23 protein-coding genes and 1 riboswitch are annotated in these 22096 nt (G+C 52.3%); of the genes, 15 read left to right on the top strand and 8 right to left on the bottom strand.

What is annotated here, in order from left to right; translation table 11 throughout:
- The first annotated feature begins 15 nt into the window (after positions 1 to 15).
- A complete protein-coding gene (locus ABFZ84_RS02520; protein ID WP_369312334.1) occupies positions 16 to 495 on the top strand; it encodes a winged helix-turn-helix transcriptional regulator in 480 nt (159 codons plus the stop codon).
- On the opposite strand, the gene ABFZ84_RS02515 is transcribed toward ABFZ84_RS02520, so the two are convergent.
- Both ABFZ84_RS02515 and ABFZ84_RS02510 read right to left on the bottom strand, forming a co-directional pair.
- Positions 492 to 926, bottom strand: a complete 435-nt coding sequence (locus tag ABFZ84_RS02515) for a glyoxalase superfamily protein (protein ID WP_369312333.1) — start codon at positions 924 to 926, stop codon at positions 492 to 494. The two genes, ABFZ84_RS02520 and ABFZ84_RS02515, sit on opposite strands and share 4 nt — an antisense overlap.
- A gap of 185 nt (positions 927 to 1111) precedes the next feature.
- Entirely contained in the window at positions 1112 to 1303 is a 192-nt protein-coding gene (locus tag ABFZ84_RS02510; protein ID WP_369312332.1) for a hypothetical protein, read from the bottom strand.
- Between the two features lie 107 nt (positions 1304 to 1410).
- Between ABFZ84_RS02510 and thiD the strand changes: the two genes are divergently transcribed.
- Positions 1411 to 2202, top strand: coding sequence for a bifunctional hydroxymethylpyrimidine kinase/phosphomethylpyrimidine kinase (thiD, locus tag ABFZ84_RS02505; RefSeq protein WP_369312331.1), 792 nt, complete (start codon positions 1411 to 1413; stop codon positions 2200 to 2202).
- 90 nt (positions 2203 to 2292) lie between these two features.
- Positions 2293 to 3180, top strand: a complete 888-nt coding sequence (locus ABFZ84_RS02500; protein WP_369312330.1) for a PhzF family phenazine biosynthesis protein — start codon at positions 2293 to 2295, stop codon at positions 3178 to 3180.
- On the opposite strand, the gene ABFZ84_RS02495 is transcribed toward ABFZ84_RS02500, so the two are convergent.
- The gene (locus ABFZ84_RS02495; RefSeq protein ID WP_369312329.1) at positions 3165 to 4187 is read right to left on the bottom strand and encodes a DMT family transporter; all 1023 of its coding nucleotides are present in this window, start codon (positions 4185 to 4187) and stop codon (positions 3165 to 3167) included. The genes ABFZ84_RS02500 and ABFZ84_RS02495 overlap by 16 nt on opposite strands.
- Before the next feature lie 150 nt (positions 4188 to 4337).
- Here ABFZ84_RS02495 and ABFZ84_RS02490 point away from each other — a divergent pair, with 150 nt between their 5' ends.
- Both ABFZ84_RS02490 and serA read left to right on the top strand, forming a co-directional pair.
- Positions 4338 to 5495 (top strand): phosphoserine transaminase, encoded by a 1158-nt coding sequence (locus tag ABFZ84_RS02490; RefSeq protein ID WP_369312328.1) that lies wholly within the window; start codon positions 4338 to 4340, stop codon positions 5493 to 5495.
- Between the two features lie 27 nt (positions 5496 to 5522).
- Entirely contained in the window at positions 5523 to 7109 is a 1587-nt protein-coding gene (gene serA / locus ABFZ84_RS02485) for a phosphoglycerate dehydrogenase (RefSeq protein WP_369314532.1), read from the top strand.
- Between the two features lie 62 nt (positions 7110 to 7171).
- On the opposite strand, the gene ABFZ84_RS02480 is transcribed toward serA, so the two are convergent.
- The gene (locus ABFZ84_RS02480; RefSeq protein WP_369312327.1) at positions 7172 to 7675 is read right to left on the bottom strand and encodes a hypothetical protein; all 504 of its coding nucleotides are present in this window, start codon (positions 7673 to 7675) and stop codon (positions 7172 to 7174) included.
- A gap of 190 nt (positions 7676 to 7865) precedes the next feature.
- Here ABFZ84_RS02480 and ABFZ84_RS02475 point away from each other — a divergent pair, with 190 nt between their 5' ends.
- From ABFZ84_RS02475 to ABFZ84_RS02430, 10 genes are all read left to right on the top strand, one after another.
- Positions 7866 to 9158: an adenylosuccinate synthase gene (locus ABFZ84_RS02475; protein WP_369312326.1), complete on the top strand. Its 1293-nt coding sequence runs from the start codon at positions 7866 to 7868 to the stop codon at positions 9156 to 9158.
- A gap of 81 nt (positions 9159 to 9239) precedes the next feature.
- On the top strand, positions 9240 to 9704 hold the full coding sequence (locus ABFZ84_RS02470; protein WP_369312325.1) for a thioredoxin domain-containing protein: 465 nt from the start codon (positions 9240 to 9242) through the stop codon (positions 9702 to 9704).
- A 457-nt stretch (positions 9705 to 10161) separates the two neighbouring features.
- Entirely contained in the window at positions 10162 to 10962 is an 801-nt protein-coding gene (locus ABFZ84_RS02465; protein WP_369312324.1) for a phosphodiester glycosidase family protein, read from the top strand.
- A 69-nt stretch (positions 10963 to 11031) separates the two neighbouring features.
- Positions 11032 to 12357: a M20/M25/M40 family metallo-hydrolase gene (locus tag ABFZ84_RS02460; RefSeq protein ID WP_369312323.1), complete on the top strand. Its 1326-nt coding sequence runs from the start codon at positions 11032 to 11034 to the stop codon at positions 12355 to 12357.
- A gap of 125 nt (positions 12358 to 12482) precedes the next feature.
- Positions 12483 to 12591, top strand: a riboswitch (TPP riboswitch).
- Positions 12586 to 12999 (top strand): DUF2065 domain-containing protein, encoded by a 414-nt coding sequence (locus tag ABFZ84_RS02455; protein ID WP_369312322.1) that lies wholly within the window; start codon positions 12586 to 12588, stop codon positions 12997 to 12999. It overlaps the preceding riboswitch by 6 nt.
- Positions 13000 to 13054: 55 nt before the next feature.
- A complete protein-coding gene (thiC, locus tag ABFZ84_RS02450) occupies positions 13055 to 14950 on the top strand; it encodes a phosphomethylpyrimidine synthase ThiC (protein ID WP_369312321.1) in 1896 nt (631 codons plus the stop codon).
- A 164-nt stretch (positions 14951 to 15114) separates the two neighbouring features.
- Complete coding sequence (locus ABFZ84_RS02445; protein ID WP_369312320.1) at positions 15115 to 15456, top strand: hypothetical protein; 342 nt, start codon at positions 15115 to 15117, stop codon at positions 15454 to 15456.
- A gap of 129 nt (positions 15457 to 15585) precedes the next feature.
- Positions 15586 to 15762, top strand: a complete 177-nt coding sequence (locus ABFZ84_RS02440) for a hypothetical protein (RefSeq protein WP_369312319.1) — start codon at positions 15586 to 15588, stop codon at positions 15760 to 15762.
- A 369-nt stretch (positions 15763 to 16131) separates the two neighbouring features.
- The gene (locus ABFZ84_RS02435; RefSeq protein ID WP_369312318.1) at positions 16132 to 17301 is read left to right on the top strand and encodes an aminotransferase; all 1170 of its coding nucleotides are present in this window, start codon (positions 16132 to 16134) and stop codon (positions 17299 to 17301) included.
- A gap of 3 nt (positions 17302 to 17304) precedes the next feature.
- The gene (locus ABFZ84_RS02430; RefSeq protein WP_369312317.1) at positions 17305 to 17808 is read left to right on the top strand and encodes a thioredoxin family protein; all 504 of its coding nucleotides are present in this window, start codon (positions 17305 to 17307) and stop codon (positions 17806 to 17808) included.
- Between the two features lie 45 nt (positions 17809 to 17853).
- On the opposite strand, the gene ABFZ84_RS02425 is transcribed toward ABFZ84_RS02430, so the two are convergent.
- The 4 genes from ABFZ84_RS02425 to rfbB all read right to left on the bottom strand — a co-directional run bounded on the left by ABFZ84_RS02425 (position 17854) and on the right by rfbB (position 22041).
- Complete coding sequence (locus tag ABFZ84_RS02425) at positions 17854 to 19032, bottom strand: NAD-dependent epimerase/dehydratase family protein (protein ID WP_369312316.1); 1179 nt, start codon at positions 19030 to 19032, stop codon at positions 17854 to 17856.
- Positions 19033 to 19245: 213 nt separating this feature from the next.
- Positions 19246 to 20112, bottom strand: coding sequence for a glucose-1-phosphate thymidylyltransferase RfbA (rfbA, locus tag ABFZ84_RS02420; RefSeq protein WP_369312315.1), 867 nt, complete (start codon positions 20110 to 20112; stop codon positions 19246 to 19248).
- On the bottom strand, positions 20109 to 20981 hold the full coding sequence (gene rfbD, locus ABFZ84_RS02415; protein ID WP_369312314.1) for a dTDP-4-dehydrorhamnose reductase: 873 nt from the start codon (positions 20979 to 20981) through the stop codon (positions 20109 to 20111). Before rfbD ends, rfbA begins: the two co-directional genes overlap by 4 nt.
- A gap of 1 nt (position 20982) precedes the next feature.
- Positions 20983 to 22041, bottom strand: a complete 1059-nt coding sequence (rfbB, locus tag ABFZ84_RS02410; protein ID WP_369312313.1) for a dTDP-glucose 4,6-dehydratase — start codon at positions 22039 to 22041, stop codon at positions 20983 to 20985.
- Positions 22042 to 22096: the final 55 nt, after the last annotated feature.

The following is a 22096-nucleotide window of genomic DNA, read 5'->3' as shown; positions in this document are numbered from 1 at the left end:
CTTTAATGATTCGCTATGGCTTATGCAGATGGACCCGATGACGATCAGGTAAAGCGCGGCGCACCGCCGCTTGATCAGTGCAGCCTTGCGGCAACGGTTGATCTTGTGGGTGATCGTTGGTCATTGTTGATTATACGCTCGGCCCTTTATGGCGTGACGCGTTTTGACGAATTACACTCTGGCCTTGGAATGCCCCGGACTGTTTTGTCGAAGCGGCTCAAAAATCTGGTGGACGGCGGGTTGATGCGTCGCCGCCCCTATAAAGAAGCTGGCCAACGCACCCGCCATCAATATGTTCTGACCACAAAAGGGATCGACCTCGCATTACCGCTGATCGCGCTGATGCAATGGGGCGAGAAGCACCTCGCCCAGACGACGCCGAATGCGGGAGTTTTTGAGCGCGGCAAGCCTAATGCCCCCGCGCTCAAAGTTGGTTTGGTTAGTGATGATGGTCGCCCGGTTGAACTGCGCGACGCGCAGTTACTGGCCCGCTAAGCGACATCAATCACCATTTGTGGTACACCATCCGACGTCTTTTCTACGCTTACGCCGTCTTTGTTGACCCGCGTTGAAACCCGTTGCCGGAATGCAGAAAAGCTGTCGAAGGTGACAACATCAACAGCTTCGTCAAAGTGAACTGTTAGCCTTTTATAATCGGCGGGTAGAGATTGAATGGCAATAATTTCGCCACTAAAGGCCTGTCCTAGATAGTGGCCACGGATTTTTGCACCCAATGCCAATGGATCTGGCGGCGGGCCATTCCCCGCGGCGGCATGGATCGTGTTCCAATCCCGGAAGCCATATTGCTTGGCAATTAGTTCCAGACTTTCACTGTGAGAAATAAAGTCGCCGTCTTCTGCGAGCCCGGCGCGCAGGCGTTTTGCTTGTTGTTTAAGGCCGCTAACGGCCGGTAAGTCTGTCGTCATGGTATGCCTCTTTGCATAAACCATACGGAATTATTCGATGGGGCTCGCATTGCCACCGGTCCGCATGCTGCAAATGCAGGCTGACCAATCGTTCAAAAAGGACTTCACCAAAGCTTTCGCTCGCGAGCGGCAGGGGCCTTCACCCAAACCGTTCATATGATCACGATAGCGTAGATGTCAATCGGTTATCGAGGCCCGCGTCGCCCGGCGGTGGCAATCAAGGCACCAACAAGAATGAGAAAAATCCCAAAACCGAATACTAGCCACGATGCCCCAATCTCAACACCAATGTTGAATGCGGCATTCGGAAACACCTGAATGGCCAGCGCCACTAGGCAGCAAAAAAGCCCAATCCAGATAAGGTTGTTGCCTTGCATGATGTCCCTCTTCTCTCCCAGACGTGGAGTCTGATATTGATTAAAGTCGGCGTTTGTTTGAAAAGAAAAAGGCGATTAATTGCCGCAGCATAGAAAAGAGGAACTTTGTGAAAGGCCGTGTACTCATTATTGCCGGGTCTGATCCGTCGGGCGGTGCTGGTATTCAAGCGGATATTAAAACCGTAACAGCGCTTGGTGGTTATGCGATGACCGCAATCACTGTGCTAACGGTGCAAAATACGCGAGGGGTGAGCGCGGTTCATCCGGTGGCGGCAAATGTGATCGCTGACCAGATCGATGCAACGCTTAGTGATATTGGGGCGGATGCAATTAAAATCGGTATGATCGGCGATGTGGATACTGCCGGCGTTATTGAAGCGGCGCTGAAGCAACACCCCAACATTCCTGTTGTGCTCGACCCGGTTCTGGTGGCGACCAGCGGTGATGCGCTTGCTAAGGGCGGCGTGGCTGAGTTTATTCGCGATCACCTTTTGCCGATTAGTTATGTGGTTACGCCGAACACGGACGAGGCAATGGCGCTGACCGGCATATCGGTAACGGACAGCGACAGCGTTGTGCAAGCGGGGGAGGCGTTAATTGCTTACGGGGTTGATGCGGCGCTCGTAAAAGGCGGACACATGAATGGCCCAACAGTTGAAGACACATTGGTCGCGGCTGATGGCGTGCGGGTTTTTACGACACCACGTATAGAAACGACTTCGACGCATGGAACGGGATGTACGCTTTCATCCGCTATAGCGACAGAGATTGCACAAGGGAATGCGCTTCAAACGTCCGTTGACCGTGCGATTGATTATGTCCACAAGGCGATCGCGACTGCGCCGGGCTTTGGTAATGGACACGGTCCACTAAACCATTGTCATACGTTTGATGATTAAAAGCATCGCTATATGACGTGTCAAAAATTCTAGTTTGTATTGCGTTCGGTTTGTACCGATATGCGTTTTCTAGATACTGGAGATTGTTTCATGGCCTGTTATGATTTTGAGACTTGGGACGTATTCACCGAACGCAAATTCGCGGGAAATCCGCTGGCCGTCGTGATGGATGCGCAAGGGCTTTCGACCGAGCAGATGCAAACGATTACCCGGGAGTTTAATTTAGCAGAGACAGCCTTTATATTGCCGCCAATGGATGCATCGAATACGGCACGCCTACGGATTTTTACGCCGGGATATGAGATGCCATTTGCCGGGCACCCAACCATTGGGTCGTCGGTCGCAATTGCGCGGGCGCGCAATATATCTGGTGACATGAAGCTAGAGCTTAATACCGGTGTGTTTGCAGTAAATGTTACTTCGGCGGCGGATCGCGGATATGCAGAATTCCAAAATCCGAATCTGCCTCGTGAAAATGGCACACCGCCGGAAACGGCGATGATTGAAGCGGCACTTTCGTTGCCGCATGATGCCCTCGATACAGGTTTACACAAACCGCGGCGTGTGGGCGCGGGCGTTGATTTTATTTATGTGCGGGCCTCACTTGATAACGTTCGAAACGCCAAGGTGAATCAGGCCGCATGGGATGCACTTGAACTCGAAGAGATAGTCGGCATTTATCTTTATGCGGAAGGTGGCGAAGCGGCTGATGCGGCTTATCATGTACGGATGTTTGCGCCGGGGGCGGGTATCATGGAGGACCCTGCAACGGGCGGAGCCGCTGCGGGATTTCCGGGGCAACTAGCGCTTGCGGGGGCATTGAGCGACGGTCAACATAGCTTGCTTATCGAGCAAGGGTTTGAGATGGGCCGCCCTAGCCAGATCACTGCCACTGTGGATGTCGCAAATGGTAGTGTTCAGTCCGTGCGGATTGGCGGAAGTGCTGTCCATATGCAAACAGGTCAGATTTTTGTCTGATCGCTCGTTGTTTTTTCGACCATCGGTTTCAATTCTTCGGCGATCTCGCCCGCAATGGCGGTGTTGTTTTGGCGCTTTTTACTAAACGGGCTGCGTTGGCTGATCGCCACACCAATAAGGATGATCGAGAGGGCGATGATCGCCGATAATTCCAGTCGCTCATGATAGATCAGCGCGCCCATCGCAACTGCCCAAAGCGGTGTGATGTAGTTTCCTAGAGCCATAAAGCCCGCACCAGCGCGGCGGATCAACATGATGATCAGAACACCATTGATGCCCGTGGGGAAAACCCCCAAGCCAATAACACTTAATGTACTTGTTAATGACCACTGATCCGTATTGAGATCATAAAAAAACAACGCTGGTGTCGCTATGATTGCGGCCACTATCATCATGCCTGCTGCGAATATTCGCGGGCGGATGGGCGGTGCTCTGCGCGATAAAACGGCTGATGCTGCGTATAAGATTGTCGCAAATAACAGCGCAAATTGCGCACGAATATCACTCGACAAAGCACCCTTGATGACCTCTGGTCCCATTAAAATAACGACACCAAGAAAGCCCAACCCGAAGCCGACGATTTTTCGGCCGCTTAAATTCTCGCCAGCGAAAAAATAAGCCAGTGCAACCGTCCAAATCGGCATGAACGCCATGTAGATCCCGGCGAGGCCGCTTTCCACATATTGTTGCGCCCACGGAAAAATAAAAAACGGTATGACATTGCCCACGGCACCAACGGCGATCATCCAGCGCCAAGTTCTGCGTATGCGCCATTTTCCATTCACCCGCGTGAACAGTGGCGGCAGCCGGCGTCCGGCTGCGCGCATCAGAATGTATAACAAAATCGCGCCGACCCAGATCCGGCCCATGGCGACAATAGGCGGGGGAATTGTTTCGACGGCATTGCGGATCATCACAAAGGCCGAACCGCCAAAGACAATAATTAAGGTAAATAAAACCCAATCAAAGGTCGTTGCTTCTTTTGGTGATTTCATATTGCGGGCCATGCAATCGCGCTATCGGTCGCTCATGCACGGTGCAAGAAAAAAATCTATTGCGGCGCAAAAAAATTGTTGACCTGCCGATAAGTTTTACGCAAGTGTGGCGGCGGGCCACGCCCCCCCAACGGGGCGCTAACCATCTGGAAGGATGGAAACATGACAGAAGCTACGCCAGCGGTGCGCCCAGCGCGTCCGCATTTCTCCTCTGGTCCCTGCGCCAAGCGCCCGGGCTGGTCTCCTGAAAATCTCAATACATCTCCCCTTGGTCGCTCGCATCGATCCAAGATTGGCAAGTCCCGCCTTGGTGACGCCATCGACCGAACGCGCGCGCTTTTGGGTGTGCCCGATGATTATCGCATCGGCATTGTGCCCGCGTCAGACACCGGCGCGGTTGAAATGGCCATGTGGTCAATGCTGGGTGAGCGCCCAGTGGACATGCTTGCATGGGAAAGCTTCGGCGCTGGCTGGGTCAGCGACGTGACCAAGCAGCTTAAACTCGACGCACGTTCGTTGACGGCGGGTTATGGCGAGATCGCCGACCTCGCAGCCGTTGATCCGACCCATGATGTTGTTTTTACGTGGAACGGTACGACCTCTGGTGTGCGGGTTCCGAACGCTGATTGGATCAGTGCTGATCGTGAAGGCATTGTGATTTGCGATGCGACTTCAGCCATATTTGCACAGCCGCTCGATTGGGCGAAGCTGGATGTTGTTACGTATTCCTGGCAAAAAGTTCTCGGTGGTGAGGGGGGCCATGGCGTTCTGATCCTGTCGCCGCGCGCGGTTGAACGCCTCGAAAGCTATACGCCGTCTTGGCCGTTGCCAAAAATTTTCCGGCTTACGAAAGGCGGTAAGTTGATTGAAGGCATCTTTGAAGGTGCGACTATCAACACACCGTCGATGCTTTGTGTCGAAGACTATATTGACGCGCTCAAATGGGCGTCTTCACTCGGTGGGCTTGAGGCGCTTCATGGCCGTGCAGATTCAAATGCAGCGGCGCTTGCCACTTACGTTGAAAAGACACCTTGGCTCGATTTTCTTTGCGAAGATCCTGAATTACGGTCGAATACATCCGTATGCCTCAAAATTGCCGACCCGGATATTGCGGCACTTGACGAAGCTGACCAGCGTGCATTCGTGAAAGCCATGGAAAAGCTCTTGGAAAGTCAGGATGCTGCCTATGATATTGGCGGTTATCGCGATGCTCCTCCGGGTTTGCGAATTTGGTGTGGCGCAACGGTTGATACGACGGACATCGAAGCGCTCGGCCCTTGGCTCGATTGGGCCTATGCCAGCGCAAAAACCGCACTCTAGTCTTTTTTTCAATTTTACATTCAGGGGATTACCATGCCCAAAGTCTTAGTCTCAGATGCATTGAGCGAAACCGCTGTGCAAATTTTCCGTGATCGCGGTGTCGAGGTCGATTTCGAACCGAAGCTTGGAAAAGATAAAGAAAAACTACTTTCCGTCATTGATAAATATGATGGTTTGGCCATTCGTTCGGCGACAAAAGCAACGGCGGATGTGATCGCTGCTGCAAAAAACCTAAAAGTCATTGGTCGCGCGGGTATTGGGGTCGATAATGTCGACATTCCTGCGGCGACAGCCGCCGGCGTGGTTGTCATGAACACGCCTTATGGCAATGCAATCACAACTGCTGAGCACGCCATCGCGATGATGTTCTCGCTCGTTCGTAAAATTCCGCAGGCGAACAAATCTACTCACCAAGGCAAGTGGGAAAAATCTGCGTTTATGGGCGCAGAAGTGTTCAGCAAAACGCTGGGCGTTATTGGTTGCGGCAATATTGGTGCGATCGTTGCTGACCGTGCGATTGGCCTTAAGATGCGTGTGGTGGCGTTTGACCCATTCCTGAACGAAGAACGTGCGTTAGAGCTTGGTGTCGAAAAGGCGGATCTCGATACATTGTTGGCCAAAGCTGATATTGTGACGTTGCACACGCCATTGACCGACCAAACCCGCAATATTTTGAGCCGCGAAAATATCGCGAAACTCAAAAAAGGTGCTTACATTGTCAATTGTGCCCGTGGCGGTTTGGTTGACGAAGAAGCACTCAAAGATGCGCTTGATGAAGGTCATTTGGCCGGTGCTGCGCTTGATGTTTATGCGACAGAGCCCGCGATCGAGCATCCGTTGTTTGGTCACCCGGGTGTTGTGGCGACGCCGCATCTCGGCGCTTCAACCACCGAAGCGCAAGAAAACGTGGCTATTCAGGTTGCTGAACAAATGTCGGATTATTTGATGCGCGGCGCTGTTTCGAATGCGCTCAACTCTCCGTCAGTCACCGCCGAGGAGGCCCCGCGCCTGAAACCTTTCATCGCATTGGCAGAAAAACTGGGATTGTTCGCGGGCCAGCTCACGCAGACGGGTCTCAAGAAAATTGAGATATCATTTGAGGGCGAAGTCGCATCCCTTAACACCAAACCATTGACGGCATCTGTCGTTGCGGGTGTCCTAAAGCCTATGCTCGCAGAGGTGAATGTTGTTAATGCACCAGTCGTCGCAAAAGAGCGCGGCATTTCGGTTGCTGAAACAAGTCGCGATGATGCGGACAGCTATGACAGTGTCATCCGCCTAAAGATCGTGACCGAAAAACAAGAACGCACTGTTTCTGGTACGATCTTTGGTTCAACGCCGCGTATTATTGAAATTAAGGGCGTTGAGATGGAGGCAGGTTTCGCGTCGCATATGCTTTACGCGACCAACGAAGATAAACCCGGCTTTATCGGTACGCTAGGTCAGACATTGGGCGAGGCGGGCGTTAACATCGCGACGTTTAATCTTGGCCGTTCGGGGCAAGGTGAAGGTGCGATTGCGCTGGTGGCGGTTGATGAACCCCTTACCGATGATGTGCTCGAAAAGGTTCGCGCGTTGCCGCACGTAAAACAGGCGACTGCGCTTAGCTTTTAAAGCTTGTCTGCGAGATGCTAAAAGCCCGGCATTTAATAGCCGGGCTTTTTTGTGGCCACTTTCTAACCATCTGCTTTTCGATAGATACCAACAAACCAGTCGTCCCATTGATCGGTCTCAGGATTAAATTGCTTGAAGTGCTGTTTGACGCTGCCGTCATCGCGGGGTGTCCAAACACCTTCGAATGGCGCTTGGTCGCCAGTTCTGGTGGTTATGGTCCCTTTAAGGTGCATGGCACCGCCGTTGTCGATGCCGCCCTGAATGTCGATGACTGCACCGGCACTGACCCATATTTGGTGCCACTTTCGGGTCGCGGGGTCGACAAAGTTATAGCTTTGGCCCGTGCCGCCATTGACGCTCGTCCATTTCTCTAAAAGCAGACAACCATTTTCCTGTTTGGAAATGGTGTTTTTGCCTGCGGGCTGGTCATTTGCGGTGACGACCCAATTTCCAAGCCAGAAATCAAACGCGCTATACACTTCGGAGTCACAGGCAGGGGCAGGTTGCTGCGCGGCGGCGCAATTATACGTCAAGGTGAGCAGGGCACCGATCAGGAAAGGTTTCATGTTTCGTCCTTTCTTTGCTGCGTATCACTCTACGCCACACCCATTGAGATCGGCAATTAAGAGGGTTTTCACCAAGTCGCGTTTCTTGGCTCGATTCAGGCGGTGGATACGTTGACCAACCCGCCGAAGGCCCTATTGTGCGCCGCGTTATCAATGGGCATTGGGCCCCTGAATAAGGTCGGAGGCCTAAATGGCAGATGTTGCAGTTGTCGGCGCGCAGTGGGGCGATGAAGGCAAGGGCAAAATAGTCGATTGGCTGTCCGCGCGGGCCGATGTGGTTGTGCGTTTTCAGGGTGGGCACAATGCAGGCCATACGCTGGTCATTGATGGCAAGGTCTACAAATTATCATTGTTACCATCTGGCGTTGTGCGCCCCGGTTGCGTCGGTGTCATCGGCTCAGGCGTTGTGGTCGATCCGTTTGCGTTGCTGGCGGAAATTTCGCGCATTAGCGAACAAGGTGTCGTGGTCAATCACGCTAATCTCTGGATAGCTGAAAATGCGTCGCTGATCTTGCCTGTCCACCAAGAGTTAGATGCCCTGCGCGAAGGCGCGGCGACTGGCGTCAAAATCGGTACCACCAAGCGTGGTATTGGCCCGGCCTATGAAGACAAGGCCGGTCGGCGCGGATTGCGTCTGATCGACCTGGCTGATCTTTCGACGCTGCGCGAAAAAATTGATAACCTCCTTGTACATCATAATGCGTTGCGGCGCGGTTTTGGCCAAGACGATTTCGACGCACAAAAACTGTTTGAACAGCTTAGCGAAGTTGCGCCAAAAGTTGTTCCTTTTGCGCGGCCTGTTTGGCGCGAGCTGGATACCGCTCGCAAAGCCGGAAAGCGGATCTTGTTTGAAGGTGCTCAGGGTGTCTTGCTCGACGTGGATCATGGGACCTACCCATATGTTACGTCGTCAAACACAGTAGCGGGCCAGGCGTCTACCGGCTCAGGGCTTGCGCCGCGCGCGGTCAATTATGTGCTCGGCATCGTCAAAGCCTATACGACCCGTGTGGGCGAAGGGCCGTTCCCGACGGAGCTTCACGATGATATTGGCAAGCGCCTTGGCGAACGCGGCCACGAATTCGGTACAGTAACGGGGCGCCAGCGCCGTTGCGGTTGGTTCGATGCGTGTTTGGTGCGGCAAGCGTTAAAAATTTCTGGTGTCGACGGTATTGTGCTGACAAAGCTTGATGTTCTTGATGGCTTTGAAGAATTGAAGGTCTGTGTTGGTTATCGCATCAATGGGGAGACGTTTGATTACCTTCCTGCGGGTGCGGAACGTCAAGCGACGGCTGAGCCGGTTTACGAAACAATGGCGGGCTGGAGCGGTTCAACCGAGAAAGCACGCTCATGGGCGGATCTTCCGGCAGAGGCCGTCAAATATGTACGGCGCATCGAAGAGCTAATTGAAACGCCGGTCGCGATGGTTTCGACCAGTCCGGAACGCGATGATGTCATTTTGATGCGTGATCCCTTCCAAGACTAATCCATCGCGTAAAATTGAGCAGCATCATTCTGGATAGGGCGCTGCCTTTGCGGTAGGGTCCGCCAAACATGAGGGCCAAAGATGCAGCGTTTCAAAAAGTTTGTTTTCCCGGTTGTTGCCGTGCTCGGTATCGCAATTTTTTCGATTGTTGGGCGCACGTCCGCTACCGATGTGGATTATGTCTATGAGGGTGAGCCAGAAGTCGTCGCGGTGACATTTGCCTCTGCTTGGTGCTCCGTTTGTAAAATTCTCGAGCCGCGCCTCGCGGAGGTTGTTCCAGAATTCTCAGATAAGCCCGTGAAATTTGTGCGATTGGATTTCACTTTCGGTCAGACGGGAAGTCTAGAGACGCAAGCTGAAGCTGAAGGTCTTTCCGATCTTTACCCGCGCTTTAAAGGTGCAACGGGGTTCACACTTTTGGTTGATCGTGACACTGGAGAGCTACTGGATAGCTTGACGGTCAATCATTCCAAGGATGCGATGCGCACGGCGATTGCGCAGGCCATCGCCTTGGCACAACGCGAGAAAAATGCGGATCCATCGTAACGTTTTGTGATGTCTTTGGTTCCCTTGCGGAAGATACAATTTTAGCAACAAAACCCTGTAAACAGACTGGTTTCGCTTAAACGTCCGAATACCGCATAAGAAACTTTATTGCGCCGATTTCACTTGCAGGTTGTGGTTTTTTGAGTCATCATTCCCTTGTTCCGAGGAGCGTCCCGCCTGTTACCAGTTGGTAACGACTTGTGCGACGCGTAACTTTATCACAAGCTCGCGGAAAGTGATTTTCGAGAGCTTCATGAGGAGCAATACGCGCCAAGAAGTATGGGCAAATGGGACTGAGAAGAATCCTTTGAACCTGATCCGGGTGATGCTGGCGCAGGGACGGAACTAAAATGGGTTGGTGGGAATTGCCTGTTTCGCAGACAGTTTCAAACAGTCCTCAGTCGATTTCCTTGCCGTCGGGCCTAAATGCATATGCAGCGGTGAGGAAACCGACAAATTGAAAAAGATATTCGATAACTATGCGCGAACCCGCGTAGGCGCACGACGAGTCTCAAGCCATATTATCCGTATGCGCTTGATATTATTGTGTGTGTTTTTCGTTTCCCCTTCAATCGCCGCTCAAAATGGCTGTGTTGGGCAAACTGTCGATGAAACCAATTATATCGTCTGTCGGTTTGAACCGTCGAAACATGATCTGCGCCTGTTTTTGAACAATGCGAGCGGCGCGCCGTTTGGCCATTTTAACGCACTCGCGGAACATCTGGCTGCCGACGAGGAATTGTTGGTTTTCGCCATGAATGCCGGTATGTACCACGAAGACCGGTCGCCGGTCGGGCAATTTATAGAACGTGGTGAAACTGTTAAGCCCCTCAATACAAATGATGGGCTGGGTAATTTTCACATGAAACCCAATGGGGTTTTCTGGATTAAGGGCGATAGGGTTGGTGTTACCCGAGACGGTAAAGAGGGTGCCGATTATGCGACCCAATCCGGGCCGATGCTCGTGATCGATGATGAAATCCATCCCCGCTTCTTGCCGAAATCGACCTCCCTCAAACGGCGCAATGGCGTTGGCGTAACGACCAGCGGAATGGTTATATTCGTTCTGGCCGATACGCCGGTGCGGTTTTACGATTTTGCGCTGTTCTTCCGCGATGTGTTGCAAACCCCGAACGCGCTTTATCTCGACGGAACAATTTCGCGCGTTTACGCACCGGCGCTAGGACGTAACGACCCCGGCGCAGCCATGGGGCCCATCATTGGTGTGGTTGCCCCCATTGCCGAGGGTGTGCAGTAAGCAACCTTGCTTTTCAAAGTGGACGCGGCATGCTTGCAGTATTGTTCGTATCGTTAGGAGCCCTCGCCCGTGAAAATTGCCACTGCTCTTTTATCCCTCGTCTTGGTTCCGGTTGCAGCCTTCGCACAGACCGCGCCGCAAGTCGCGCTCAGCCAAGAAGAGGCGGCGATCGTTGCGCGCGTCGAGGCGAATTTTGACGATTCAATCACCTTTCTTGAGAACGTGGTGAACATCAATTCCGGCACCATGAATCACGAGGGCGTGCGTGAGGTTGGCCACGCCCATACCGAGCCATTCGAAGCGCTGGGGTTTGACGTAGATTGGATAGAACAGGATAAAGTGGATCGTGCCGGCCATTTCAGAGCAATGAAAAAAGGAAAAACCGGTGCCAGCCTGCTGCTGATCGGACATCTCGATACGGTTTTTGCAAAAGACGGCGATTTTCAGGAGTGGCGGCGCGATGGTGACCGCGCGACAGGCCCCGGTGTTGTCGACATGAAGGGCGGCAATGTGGCGATCCTTTATGCCCTAAAAGCGCTCGACGACCTTGGCTTGATTGGCGACGCGAACATTACGGTCTTCATGACGGGTGATGAAGAAATGAGCGGCAAGCCGATCTCAAAATCGCGCAAGGACCTTCTTGCGGTGGCCAAAAGCGCTGATGTGGCGCTTAATTTCGAAGGGGGCGCGAAAGGCGAAGTGGTCACGTCGCGCCGGGGTGCCTCCGGTTGGACGCTGACAACAACGGGCGTGCGCGCTCATTCCAGTGTGGTCTTTTCCGAGGAAGTTGGGGCGGGAGCGATTTTCGAAATGGGGCGTATTCTGAATGGTTTCTATGAAGCGCTTGCTGATGAAGAGTATCTGACATTCAATCCTGGCGTTCTTGTTGGCGGCACGGACGTAATGTATGACGAAACCGCGACTAAAGGTTCGGCATTCGGAAAAACCAATGTTGTAGCGCAAAAATCCGTGGTCGACGGGGGCTTGCGTTTTATTTCCGAAGAACAAAAAGAAGCGGCGCGGGCGAAAATGCGCGAGATCGTTGAGGCGCACCTACCTCAAACCGGTGCCGAGATTTCGTTTCAAGACAGCTATCCGGCCATGGCACCAACGCAAGGGAATATGGCTTTGCTGGAAATCGTATCGGATGTCAGCGAGGACCTTGGCCAAGGGCCATTGAAAGGCAATGACCCGTCAAAACGCGGTGCCGCCGATATTTCCTTCGTCGCGCCCCACGTGCTCGCCTCGATGGACGGCCTCGGCCCGCAGGGCGGAAATGCGCATACACCGGATGAATGGCTCGACGTGCCGTCGGTAAAAGATGCGACGGCGCGGGCGGCGCTGCTGATCTATCGCCTTACGCGCGAGGATGCACCGCGATTTGCTGAACACTAGCGCTTTTGATGCGCGGGAATTTACTCGGGATTTTTTAGTTTGGCTGCGGGACGCAGGTGATTGTGTCCGGCTTTTTGCGGTTTGCGCTATCCTTGCGCGCCTTCCGTTGATTTGCTAGATATCCCCTATATTCCGAGGGGCGCCGGCGCACCGGCTGAGACTGTGTTTTGTCACACGGGCACCCTTTGAACCTGATCGGTTAAGACCGGCGAAGGGACGGAGGCGAAAATGATTACCACTTCAACAGTGCTGACATTGTCATTGGCTAAGGCGTTCGGGATCTACATGATCGCGGCGGGATTGTCTGGTTTGATTGACCGCGAGCGCTGGTCCGCGATGCTCAACGAGTTTCGCGCGCACAAGGGCCTCACCTATATCTCTGGCGTGTTTGTGTTCGCCCTTGGGGCCGCATTGGTCATGGTCCACAATATCTGGACAGACCCGCTCGCCATCGCGATCAGCATTTTTTGCTGGGTCGCCGCGATCGAAGGTGTTGTCCTGATCGCGATGCCAGACCCGCTCATGAAATGGTCCGCGAGCTTTCTCCGCCCCGGCGCAGTTTTCGGTTTTGCTGTTGGCATCATCATTATCGGCGCGCTTTTACTGCTGCTCGGGTTAACGGGTCGTGCGGGTATCGCCTGATACCGATTGATCTGCGTAAACGAATTTCATCCAATCTCTCCAAGAAAGTTAAATCATGAACAAACACGTCCCCCAATCTGAATTTAAAACACCTGAAGTCACCACGGGGGCCTTGCCATCATCGCGCAAAGTCTATGTCTCTGGCGATCAGTATGCGGATATAAAAGTTCCGGTGCGCGAAATTGATCTGCACCCGAGTGCGAACGAACCGGCGGTGCCGGTCTATGACACATCCGGCCCCTATACTGACCCGAGCGTTGAGATCGACGTAGAAAAGGGCCTTGCGCGCACGCGTACTGCATGGATCAAGGCGCGCGGCAATGTCGAGGAATATGATGGCCGTGACGTAAAGCCCGAAGATAACGGCGGCGCGAGCGGTAAACATCTGGCGCGGGAATTCCCGGTCAAAAACCGTCCCCTACGCGGGACAGGCACAGGCCCGGTCACGCAATATGAATTCGCAAAAGCGGGGGTCATCACCGCCGAGATGGAATTTGTCGCGATCCGCGAAAATCTTGGCCGTAAACAAATCCTAGACGGCGCAGAAGAGCGCGTAGCCCAAGGCGAAAGCTTTGGCGCGGACATCCCGCCTTTTATCACGCCGGAATTTGTGCGCGATGAAATTGCTCGTGGTCGTGCGATTATCCCATCCAACATCAACCACCCCGAAATCGAACCCCAGATCATTGGCAGAAACTTTCTTGTAAAGATTAATGCCAATATCGGTAACTCTGCGGTGGCGTCATCGGTCGAAGAAGAAGTCGACAAAATGGTCTGGGCAACCCGTTGGGGCGCGGATAACGTGATGGACCTTTCGACGGGACGGAATATTCACAACACCCGCGAATGGATTATCCGCAACTCGCCCGTGCCAATCGGGACGGTGCCAATTTATCAGGCTCTCGAAAAGGTCAATGGCGTCGCCGAAGACCTGACATGGGAGGTCTATCGCGATACCCTGATCGAGCAGGCCGAGCAGGGCGTTGATTATTTCACCATCCATGCGGGCGTGCGATTACCCTATATTCACCTGACCGCAGATCGCGTGACGGGCATTGTTTCGCGCGGCGGCTCGATTATGGCGAAATGGTGCCTTGCGCATCACCGCGAAAGCTTTCTTTATACGAACTTTGAAGAAATCTGCGAGATCATGCGCAAATATGACGTGTCGTTCTCGCTCGGTGATGGCTTGCGTCCGGGCTCTGTGGCGGATGCCAATGACCGCGCGCAGTTCGCCGAGCTTGAAACCCTTGGCGAGCTGACAAAGATCGCGTGGGATCACGGTTGTCAGGTTATGATCGAAGGGCCGGGGCATGTGCCAATGCACAAAATCCGCGTGAACATGACCAAACAGCTAAAAGAATGTGGCGAAGCCCCGTTCTATACGCTTGGGCCGCTCACCACCGATATTGCACCCGGCTATGATCACATCACATCCGGTATTGGCGCGGCAATGATCGGCTGGTTCGGTACGGCCATGCTATGCTATGTAACGCCTAAGGAGCATCTTGGCCTGCCTGACCGCGATGACGTTAAAGTCGGCGTGATCACCTATAAACTCGCGGCCCATGCGGCGGACCTCGCGAAGGGGCATCCGGCGGCGCAGGTGCGTGATGATGCGGTCTCCCGCGCGCGGTTTGATTTCCGTTGGGAGGATCAATTCAACCTCGCTCTCGACCCCGAGACCGCCCGTGACTACCATGATCAGACTTTGCCTAAAGAGGCCCACAAGGTCGCGCATTTCTGTTCCATGTGCGGGCCGAAATTCTGTTCCATGAAAATCACCCAGGACGTTCGCGACTATGCGGATGGCCTTTCTGACAACGAGAAAAAAGACCTCGAACGCCTCTCGGAAGACGGCATGAAAGAAATGTCAGAAAAATATAAAAAGATGGGCTCTGAACTTTATCTCGAAGCCGAGGCGGTCAAGAAAGCGAATGAAAGCCTCTAAGCGGCGTGTATGTATTCTGAGTTGAAATTAGGCGCTGGCGGATTTCGCTAGCGCCTTTTTCTTTCTCATATTTAATCGCAGCTGAAATTTATCTTCAGCCTATGAATGAACCTTTCTCGGTTCCCTGTGTTCTCCTTCCCGAAAGCAATTAAGGGGCGTGAGCCATGAGAAAAGAATTACTCTTAAGTATCGCATTGGTTTTCGGCGCATCGGGCCTTGTGGCCTGCGGTGAGAAAACCGCTTCGGATAAAATGGAAGAGGCCGGTGCTGACGCGCGCGAAGCCGCCGAGAAAGCCGGTGAAGATATGGAAGACGCCGCTGATGCAGCGGGCGACGCCATTGATGAAACCGCAGAGAACATCGAAGAAAATGCCGAAGACACTGCTCATGATGTCAGCGAAGAGGCCGAACAAGCCGCCGATGAATTTGGTGATCGCGTCGATGAAACCGCTGAACAAATGAAAGAGGACATCGAAGACGCAGCCGATGAGGACCCTCAACAATAATATCCCCCACGACCCGCAAACTAAACACCGCCCCATTCGGGGCGGTTTTTTTTATGCGCATAATGCGCTTGACTGAATGGGATGCAATGTATATACATTGTACACTCATTGCATAACTCGTTAGCGGTCATGGCGGACAAGACAAAAAAAGCGAACAAAAAAGATAGCCAATTGGTCATTCGCATTAATCGCAAAGACCGAGATCGCTTCATTGAGCATTGTGATGAGATGGATACCAGCGCCGCCCGGGAAATCCGCCGCTTCATCAAGGGCTTTTTAGCCGAGCAGGATAAGCCCGATAAGTAAGGTGTTGCGCGGGTCGATTTTTAGTCAATTAAGGAAAAGCCAATGGCAAACAAGCGCGTTAAAAAACTCAAAAAAGAGATCAAAGGCCGCAAAAAGATTATCAGCAAGCAAGAATCAAAACTAAAAAAAGCAAAAAAGGCGCTTAAAAAAGCTGCCTAAACTCAATCAAGCCGGGTGAGCAATCACCCGGCTTTTTCATCTGCGGTTAATTGCGTGCATGCGCTCGGGCCGAACCCGCACCGCGCGAAAATCAATAAAAAACCCTGTTCCGGTGCGTAGTTATCCGCACCCAAGCAAGTTACGCTATAGTGGTTCTGCAGTTCAAAATGTCCTTGGCGGTATTGCTCGCCGAACAGAAAAGACCCCTAGATGCCGCGCTTGAACCCCGTTTTCTCCGATCGTCCGCAGTCGATTTTTCCGACCATGTCGCGGCTCGCGAACGCTCATGATGCGATTAACCTTGGCCAAGGCTTTCCCGACGAGGATGGTCCGCGCGAGATCAGAGAGATTGCCGCCAGAGCGACAATAGAAGGGCCAAACCAATATGCGCCGGTGGAGGGCATTCCCGAGCTGCGCGAGGCGATTGCGTTTGATAACCAGCGTTTTTATGGGCTTGACCTAAACCCTGAAACGGAAACGCTTGTGGTCTCCGGCGCGACCGAAGGGCTGGCAGCAGCTTTCCTGGGGTTCCTGTCGCCGGGGGATGAGGCGGTTTTGCTCGCACCGTTTTATGAATGCTATGCCCCGCAAATTGAGGCAACGGGCGCGCGAATCAACCTCGTCAATCTTGTCCCGCCCCATTGGCAGCTGGATCGCGAGGCACTGGAACGAGCGATCACACCAAAGACGAAATTGATCGTCGTTAATACGCCCCATAACCCGTTAGGCAAAGTGATGTCTACGGATGAATTGTCACTTATTGCCGATATTGCGATCAAGCAGGACCTGATTGTTGTATGTGACGAAGTTTACGAGCATTTGATTTTTGATGGAGTTTCGCACCAACCGCTAATGACAATATCGGGCATGCGTGATCGTTGTGTCCGCATCGGGTCCGCTGGAAAGACTTTTTCACTAACCGGATTTCGGATTGGCTATGTCTCCGGCCCAGCGCATCTCATTACCGGTGTCATGAAGGCGCATCAACATTTAGCCTATACCGTGCCGATACCTTTGCAAAAAGCTGTGGCGGCGGGGCTGCGCATGGGCGATGACTATTATGCCGCGTTCAAGACCGATATGCAGACGAAGCGAAATTTAATGGCTGAGGGTTTAACAGAGGCGGGGTTTGATGTTCTACCGTGCGCGGGAACATATTTTATCACCGTTGATATTCGCTCTGTAGGGCGTGATGACGATGCAGCCTTTTGTCGTGAGATTACTGAAAAAGCGAAAGTAGCCGCTGTACCGATTTCAGCTTTTTACCACCCTTCCCAAGCGGACGCGCCACACAATTTTGTGCGATTTTGCTTTTGTAAGAAAAAAGAAGTTTTAAACGAAGCGTGTGACCGCTTAGTCAACTATATCAAGGAGAGTTAGAACGTGTTGAGAGTATTATTGATCGGGATTGCGGTTCTGTCAGTCTCTGGTTGTACGAACGCGGTTGGATCAACGCCCGTTGAAGCCGCAAAAACCGAGCACCGTGATGACAATCCGCGCCCGTTCGATGCGTCGCGCAACGCAATGATGGATGTTGATGTGGCTTTGTCCGCGGCGCAAGCAAGCGGCAAGAATGTGCTTTTGGTGCTCGGCGGGAACTGGTGTCATGACAGCCGTGGTTTGGCCGGAAAATTTGAAGAGCCGGAACTCGCGGCGATTGTGGCTGAGGGATATGAGCTTGTATGGGTCGATGTCGGTCACCGCGATCGTAATCTTGATGTAGCGCAACGATTTGGTGTTTTGGAAGTGCGCGGTACACCGACGGTTTTGATTTTGTCACCGCAAGGTGAATTGCTGAATGTTGATAGCGTTCATGATTGGCGCACAGCCGATTCAAAGCCCTATGATGAAACACTGGCGTATTTCAAAAAATATGCGGCGCAATAGAATTGCGCCGCACTAAAACTACCGGTTCGATAGAGTCGATGGTTGCTAGTCTTTTTTCTGGTTATCGGTCCAGTAAGACACGCAAGGGATTTTTGTTTTGTCACAGCGATCCGCATATTTTCGTGCGATTTCTGTGACTTCTTCCAACAGACCCTCTTCAAGCGTTATTGGATCAAGGCCAAGGCCCAAAAGACGTTCATTTTCTACGTGAAGATCGTTTTCAGCATCTTCCTTGCGCGGATTATTGACATACTCAATCGCCGCACCTGTTTTCTTTTCGATTAATTTCGCAAGATCCCGAACCCGGTGTGTTTCGGTCATCTGGTTCAGGATGCGCACCCGTTCGCCATGTTGTGGTGGCGTTTCAATCGCAAGCTCAATACATTTGACGGTGTCTTGAATATGAATAAATGCGCGTGTTTGACCGCCTGTGCCGTGAACCGTCATCGGAAAACCAACGGCGGCCTGCATCAAAAAGCGATTAAGAACAGTGCCGTAATCGCCATCATAATCGAAACGATTGATCAGACGTTCGTCTTTTTTTGTTTCTTCCGTCTGTGTGCCCCAGACAATGCCTTGATGAAGGTCGGTGATCTTGAGGCCATCATTTTTGTTATAAAAAGCAAACAGCAACTGATCCTGCGTTTTGGTCATGTGGTAGATCGAACCGGGATTAGCCGGATACAGAATTTCTTGGCGAATTTCCTGACCATCATCAGTTTCGATTTTAATCGGCAAATACCCTTCGGGGATTTTCATACCCGCAGTGCCGTAACCGTAAACTCCCATAGTGCCCAAATGCACAAGATGGGGGTCAACGTCAGCTTCAACGATAGCGGCGAGAACATTGTTCGTCGCATTCAGATTGTTATCAACTGTGTATCGTTTGTGATAAGACGACTTCATCGAATACGGTGCAGCGCGCTGCTCTGCAAAATGGACAACCGCATCGGGCTTGAAGTCATTCAACAGATTGACCAGCCGTGCGTAATTTTTAGCAACATCAATATTTTCAAAGGTGATGCTTTTTCCGGAAACCTCTTCCCAAGCCGCAAGGCGTGCGGAGACTGGCTTGATCGGCGTCAGGGATTCGACTTCGAGTTCGATATCAATTTTACGGCGCGAGAGATTGTCGACGATGACAACATCATGTCCCACATTCGACAGGTGCAATGCCGTTGGCCACCCGCAAAAACCATCCCCACCAATCACCAGGATCTTCATATCGCTTCCCATTTATCAGAACTTCTAGCGTTTAAACTTGCAGTATATACAAGCTTTTGTGCTGTCATAAAGTGCCAATGGCGCGTTACGCAACCCCGGAGTGTACGAGACGCATTAAAGGGTGATTTTGTGCCGCTACGGATACCCGGTAACGGCAAGGGATTTGCGAAAAAACCCCTTGGAATTGCAAAATTCAACAGTGCGTTTTCGCGATTATTCGCCCGCAAGACGAATGAGGTATTGCCCGTACTGATTTTTTTTCAGCGGTTCGGCAAGTTTCAGCAATTGATCTCGATCAATAAAGCCGGACCGGAAGGCAATTTCTTCGGGGCAGGAAACCTTGAGCCCTTGGCGCGTTTCGATGGTCTGCACAAAGTGCGCTGCCTCAAGGAGAGATTCGTGGGTGCCGGTGTCCAGCCATGCAAAGCCGCGACCCAACATTTGGGCCCGCAGACAACCATCATGCATGTACATTTCGTTGAGGGTTGTGATTTCAAGCTCACCTCGCGCCGAAGGTTTTACTTTTTTCGCGCGTTCAACCACGGTCTCGTCGTAAAAATACAATCCGGTAGCGGCATAATTCGATTTTGGCTTTGTCGGCTTTTCCTCAATGGAAATTACTTCGCCGCCATCACCAAATTCGATGACTCCGTAACGCTCGGGGTCGGTTACCTGATAAGAAAAAATCTCTGCGCCATTTTTAAGCGAAGCGGCAGCGCGCAACTGATTGGTCAACCCTTGCCCATAGAAAATATTGTCGCCAAGAACCAACGCACATTTGTCGCCGTCAATGAACTCTTCGCCAATAATAAAAGCTTGCGCAAGGCCATCGGGACTTGGTTGTGTGGCATAGCTAATGGAAATACCCCATTCATTGCCATCACCCAAAAGGCGTTCAAAAGATGCGCGATCTTCGGGTGTTGTGATAATGAGAATATCACGAATCCCGGCAAGCATCAGTACGCTGAGTGGGTAATAGATCATTGGCTTGTCATAAATCGGCATCAATTGTTTAGAGACGCCACGCGTTACCGGAAAAAGACGCGTGCCCGACCCGCCTGCGAGAATGATACCCTTCATGAATTAGCTTCCTTACTTTGGAGTTCTTTGATGACCCGGACGAGAGCGCTGCGCCAATCTGGTTGCGCGACACCAAAGTCGCGTTCAATTTTTGCGCAGTCGAGTATGGTGTTCAGCGGGCGGACCGCCGGCGTTTTGTATTCCGCCGTTGGGATGGAGGTGACGGAGACGTTTTTATCGGCCATTTCGAAAATTGTGGCGGCGAATTCAGCCCAGCTGACGGGCGGGTTTCCCTGGAAATGATAAATCCCAACGCCCGGCGCGCCGCGATTTTTCTTGGCCGCAATGGCCAGAATACCCCGCGCAATGTCGCCCGCTTCGGTTGGGCCGCCGATTTGGTCGGCAACGATGGAAAGCGAATCTCTTTGTTCTGCAAGGCGCAGCATGGTCTTGACGAAATTATTGCCGAAGGACGAGAAGACCCAAGACGTGCGAATGATCACAGCGCCAGGATGGGCGGACATTACCGCTTTTTCTCCTGCAAGTTTCGTCGCGCCATATTGGTTGAGCGGGTTCGCAGGTGTGTCTTCGGCCAGCCGGTCTTTGCTTACGCCGTCAAAGACATAGTCGGTAGACAGATGAATGAATTGTGCGCCAATTTTTTGCGCAGTTTTGGCCATTTCTGTTGGGGCGTAGGTGTTCAGCTGCTGTGCTGCGCTCGTTTCTTCTTCGGCTTTATCGACAGCAGTATAGGCAGACGCGTTGATCACAATGTCTGGTTTGTGATCATGAATTGCAGCCTCGGCGTTGCCAGGCGTCAAAAGATCAGCCTCAAGCCGCCCAAGCGCCGTCAGTGTACCTTCGGTGATCGATTCAAGCTGCAGCGCTTGTGCGACCTGTCCATTCTTGCCGAAAACCAGAATCCGCATATTAGCCCTTTTGTTGGCCTAGGCCCTGACGTTTGGCGACATCAAATCCTTTGCCGCGAATGGCTTCCCACCATTCTTTATTGTTCAAATACCACAGTACGGTTTGGCGCATGCCCTCTTCGACGGAGAGTGATGGCGTCCAGCCTAATTCGCGTTCTATTTTTTCGCAATTAATAGCGTAACGATGATCATGACCCGGACGATCAGAGACAAATTTGATAAGACCTTCATGGGGGCGATGCGGCGAGTCGTTGAGTTCGTCATCAAGAACAGCACAAATCATCTTGACCAGTTCAAGATTGGTGCGTTCGGCCCGGCCACCCACATTATAGGTTTCGCCAGGTTTCCCTTTGCGTGCGACGAGCAAAAGTGCATCGGCATGGTCTTCGACATAAAGCCAGTCACGAATATTGTCGCCTTTGCCATAGATCGGAATGTCACGACCTTCGAGTGCCGCAATGATAACAACAGGGATCAATTTTTCAGGAAACTGAAATGGCCCGTAATTATTCGAACAATTAGTAACAATAACATCAAGGCCATATGTTTCGCGCCACGCGCGCGCCAACATGTCGGACGATGCTTTGGCGGCCGAATAGGGCGAGTTGGGTTGGTAGGGGGAGTCCTCGGTAAATTCGCCCGTTGGCCCAAGCGAGCCGAAAACTTCGTCCGTGGAAATGTGATGAAAGCGAAAACTCTTGGGCGCATCATCGCTTTTACTGAAATTGCGCGCTGCCTCCAGCAGCGAATATGTGCCGACGATATTGGTCTGAATAAACGCACCGGGTCCATCAATCGAGCGATCCACATGGGTTTCCGCCGCAAGATTCATAACACAGTCGGGTTTGAACTGGTTCATCAACCGCGCCATCTCATCCATGTCGCAGATATCAGATTCGGAAAATTGATAATTCGGATGATCAGCGACGTTCGCTATATTTTCCGGGTTGGCCGCATAGGTCAGTTTGTCAACATTCAAGACCGTATCGCCCGCAGCAATCGCCTGGCGAACAACAGCGGAACCAATAAACCCGGCACCGCCGGTAACCATAAGCCTCATGGCTTTCTCCCAGATCAACGGGACGGAAATTCCGGCCCTGAATTCAAGTGCTTAA

Origin of the sequence: Hyphococcus lacteus (genome assembly GCF_041058985.1) — a bacterium.
Taxonomy (GTDB): Bacteria; Pseudomonadota; Alphaproteobacteria; order Caulobacterales; family Parvularculaceae; genus Hyphococcus; species Hyphococcus lacteus.
Note: the sequence above shows the minus strand (reverse complement) of the source record. Positions and strands in the feature narration are given on the sequence as shown.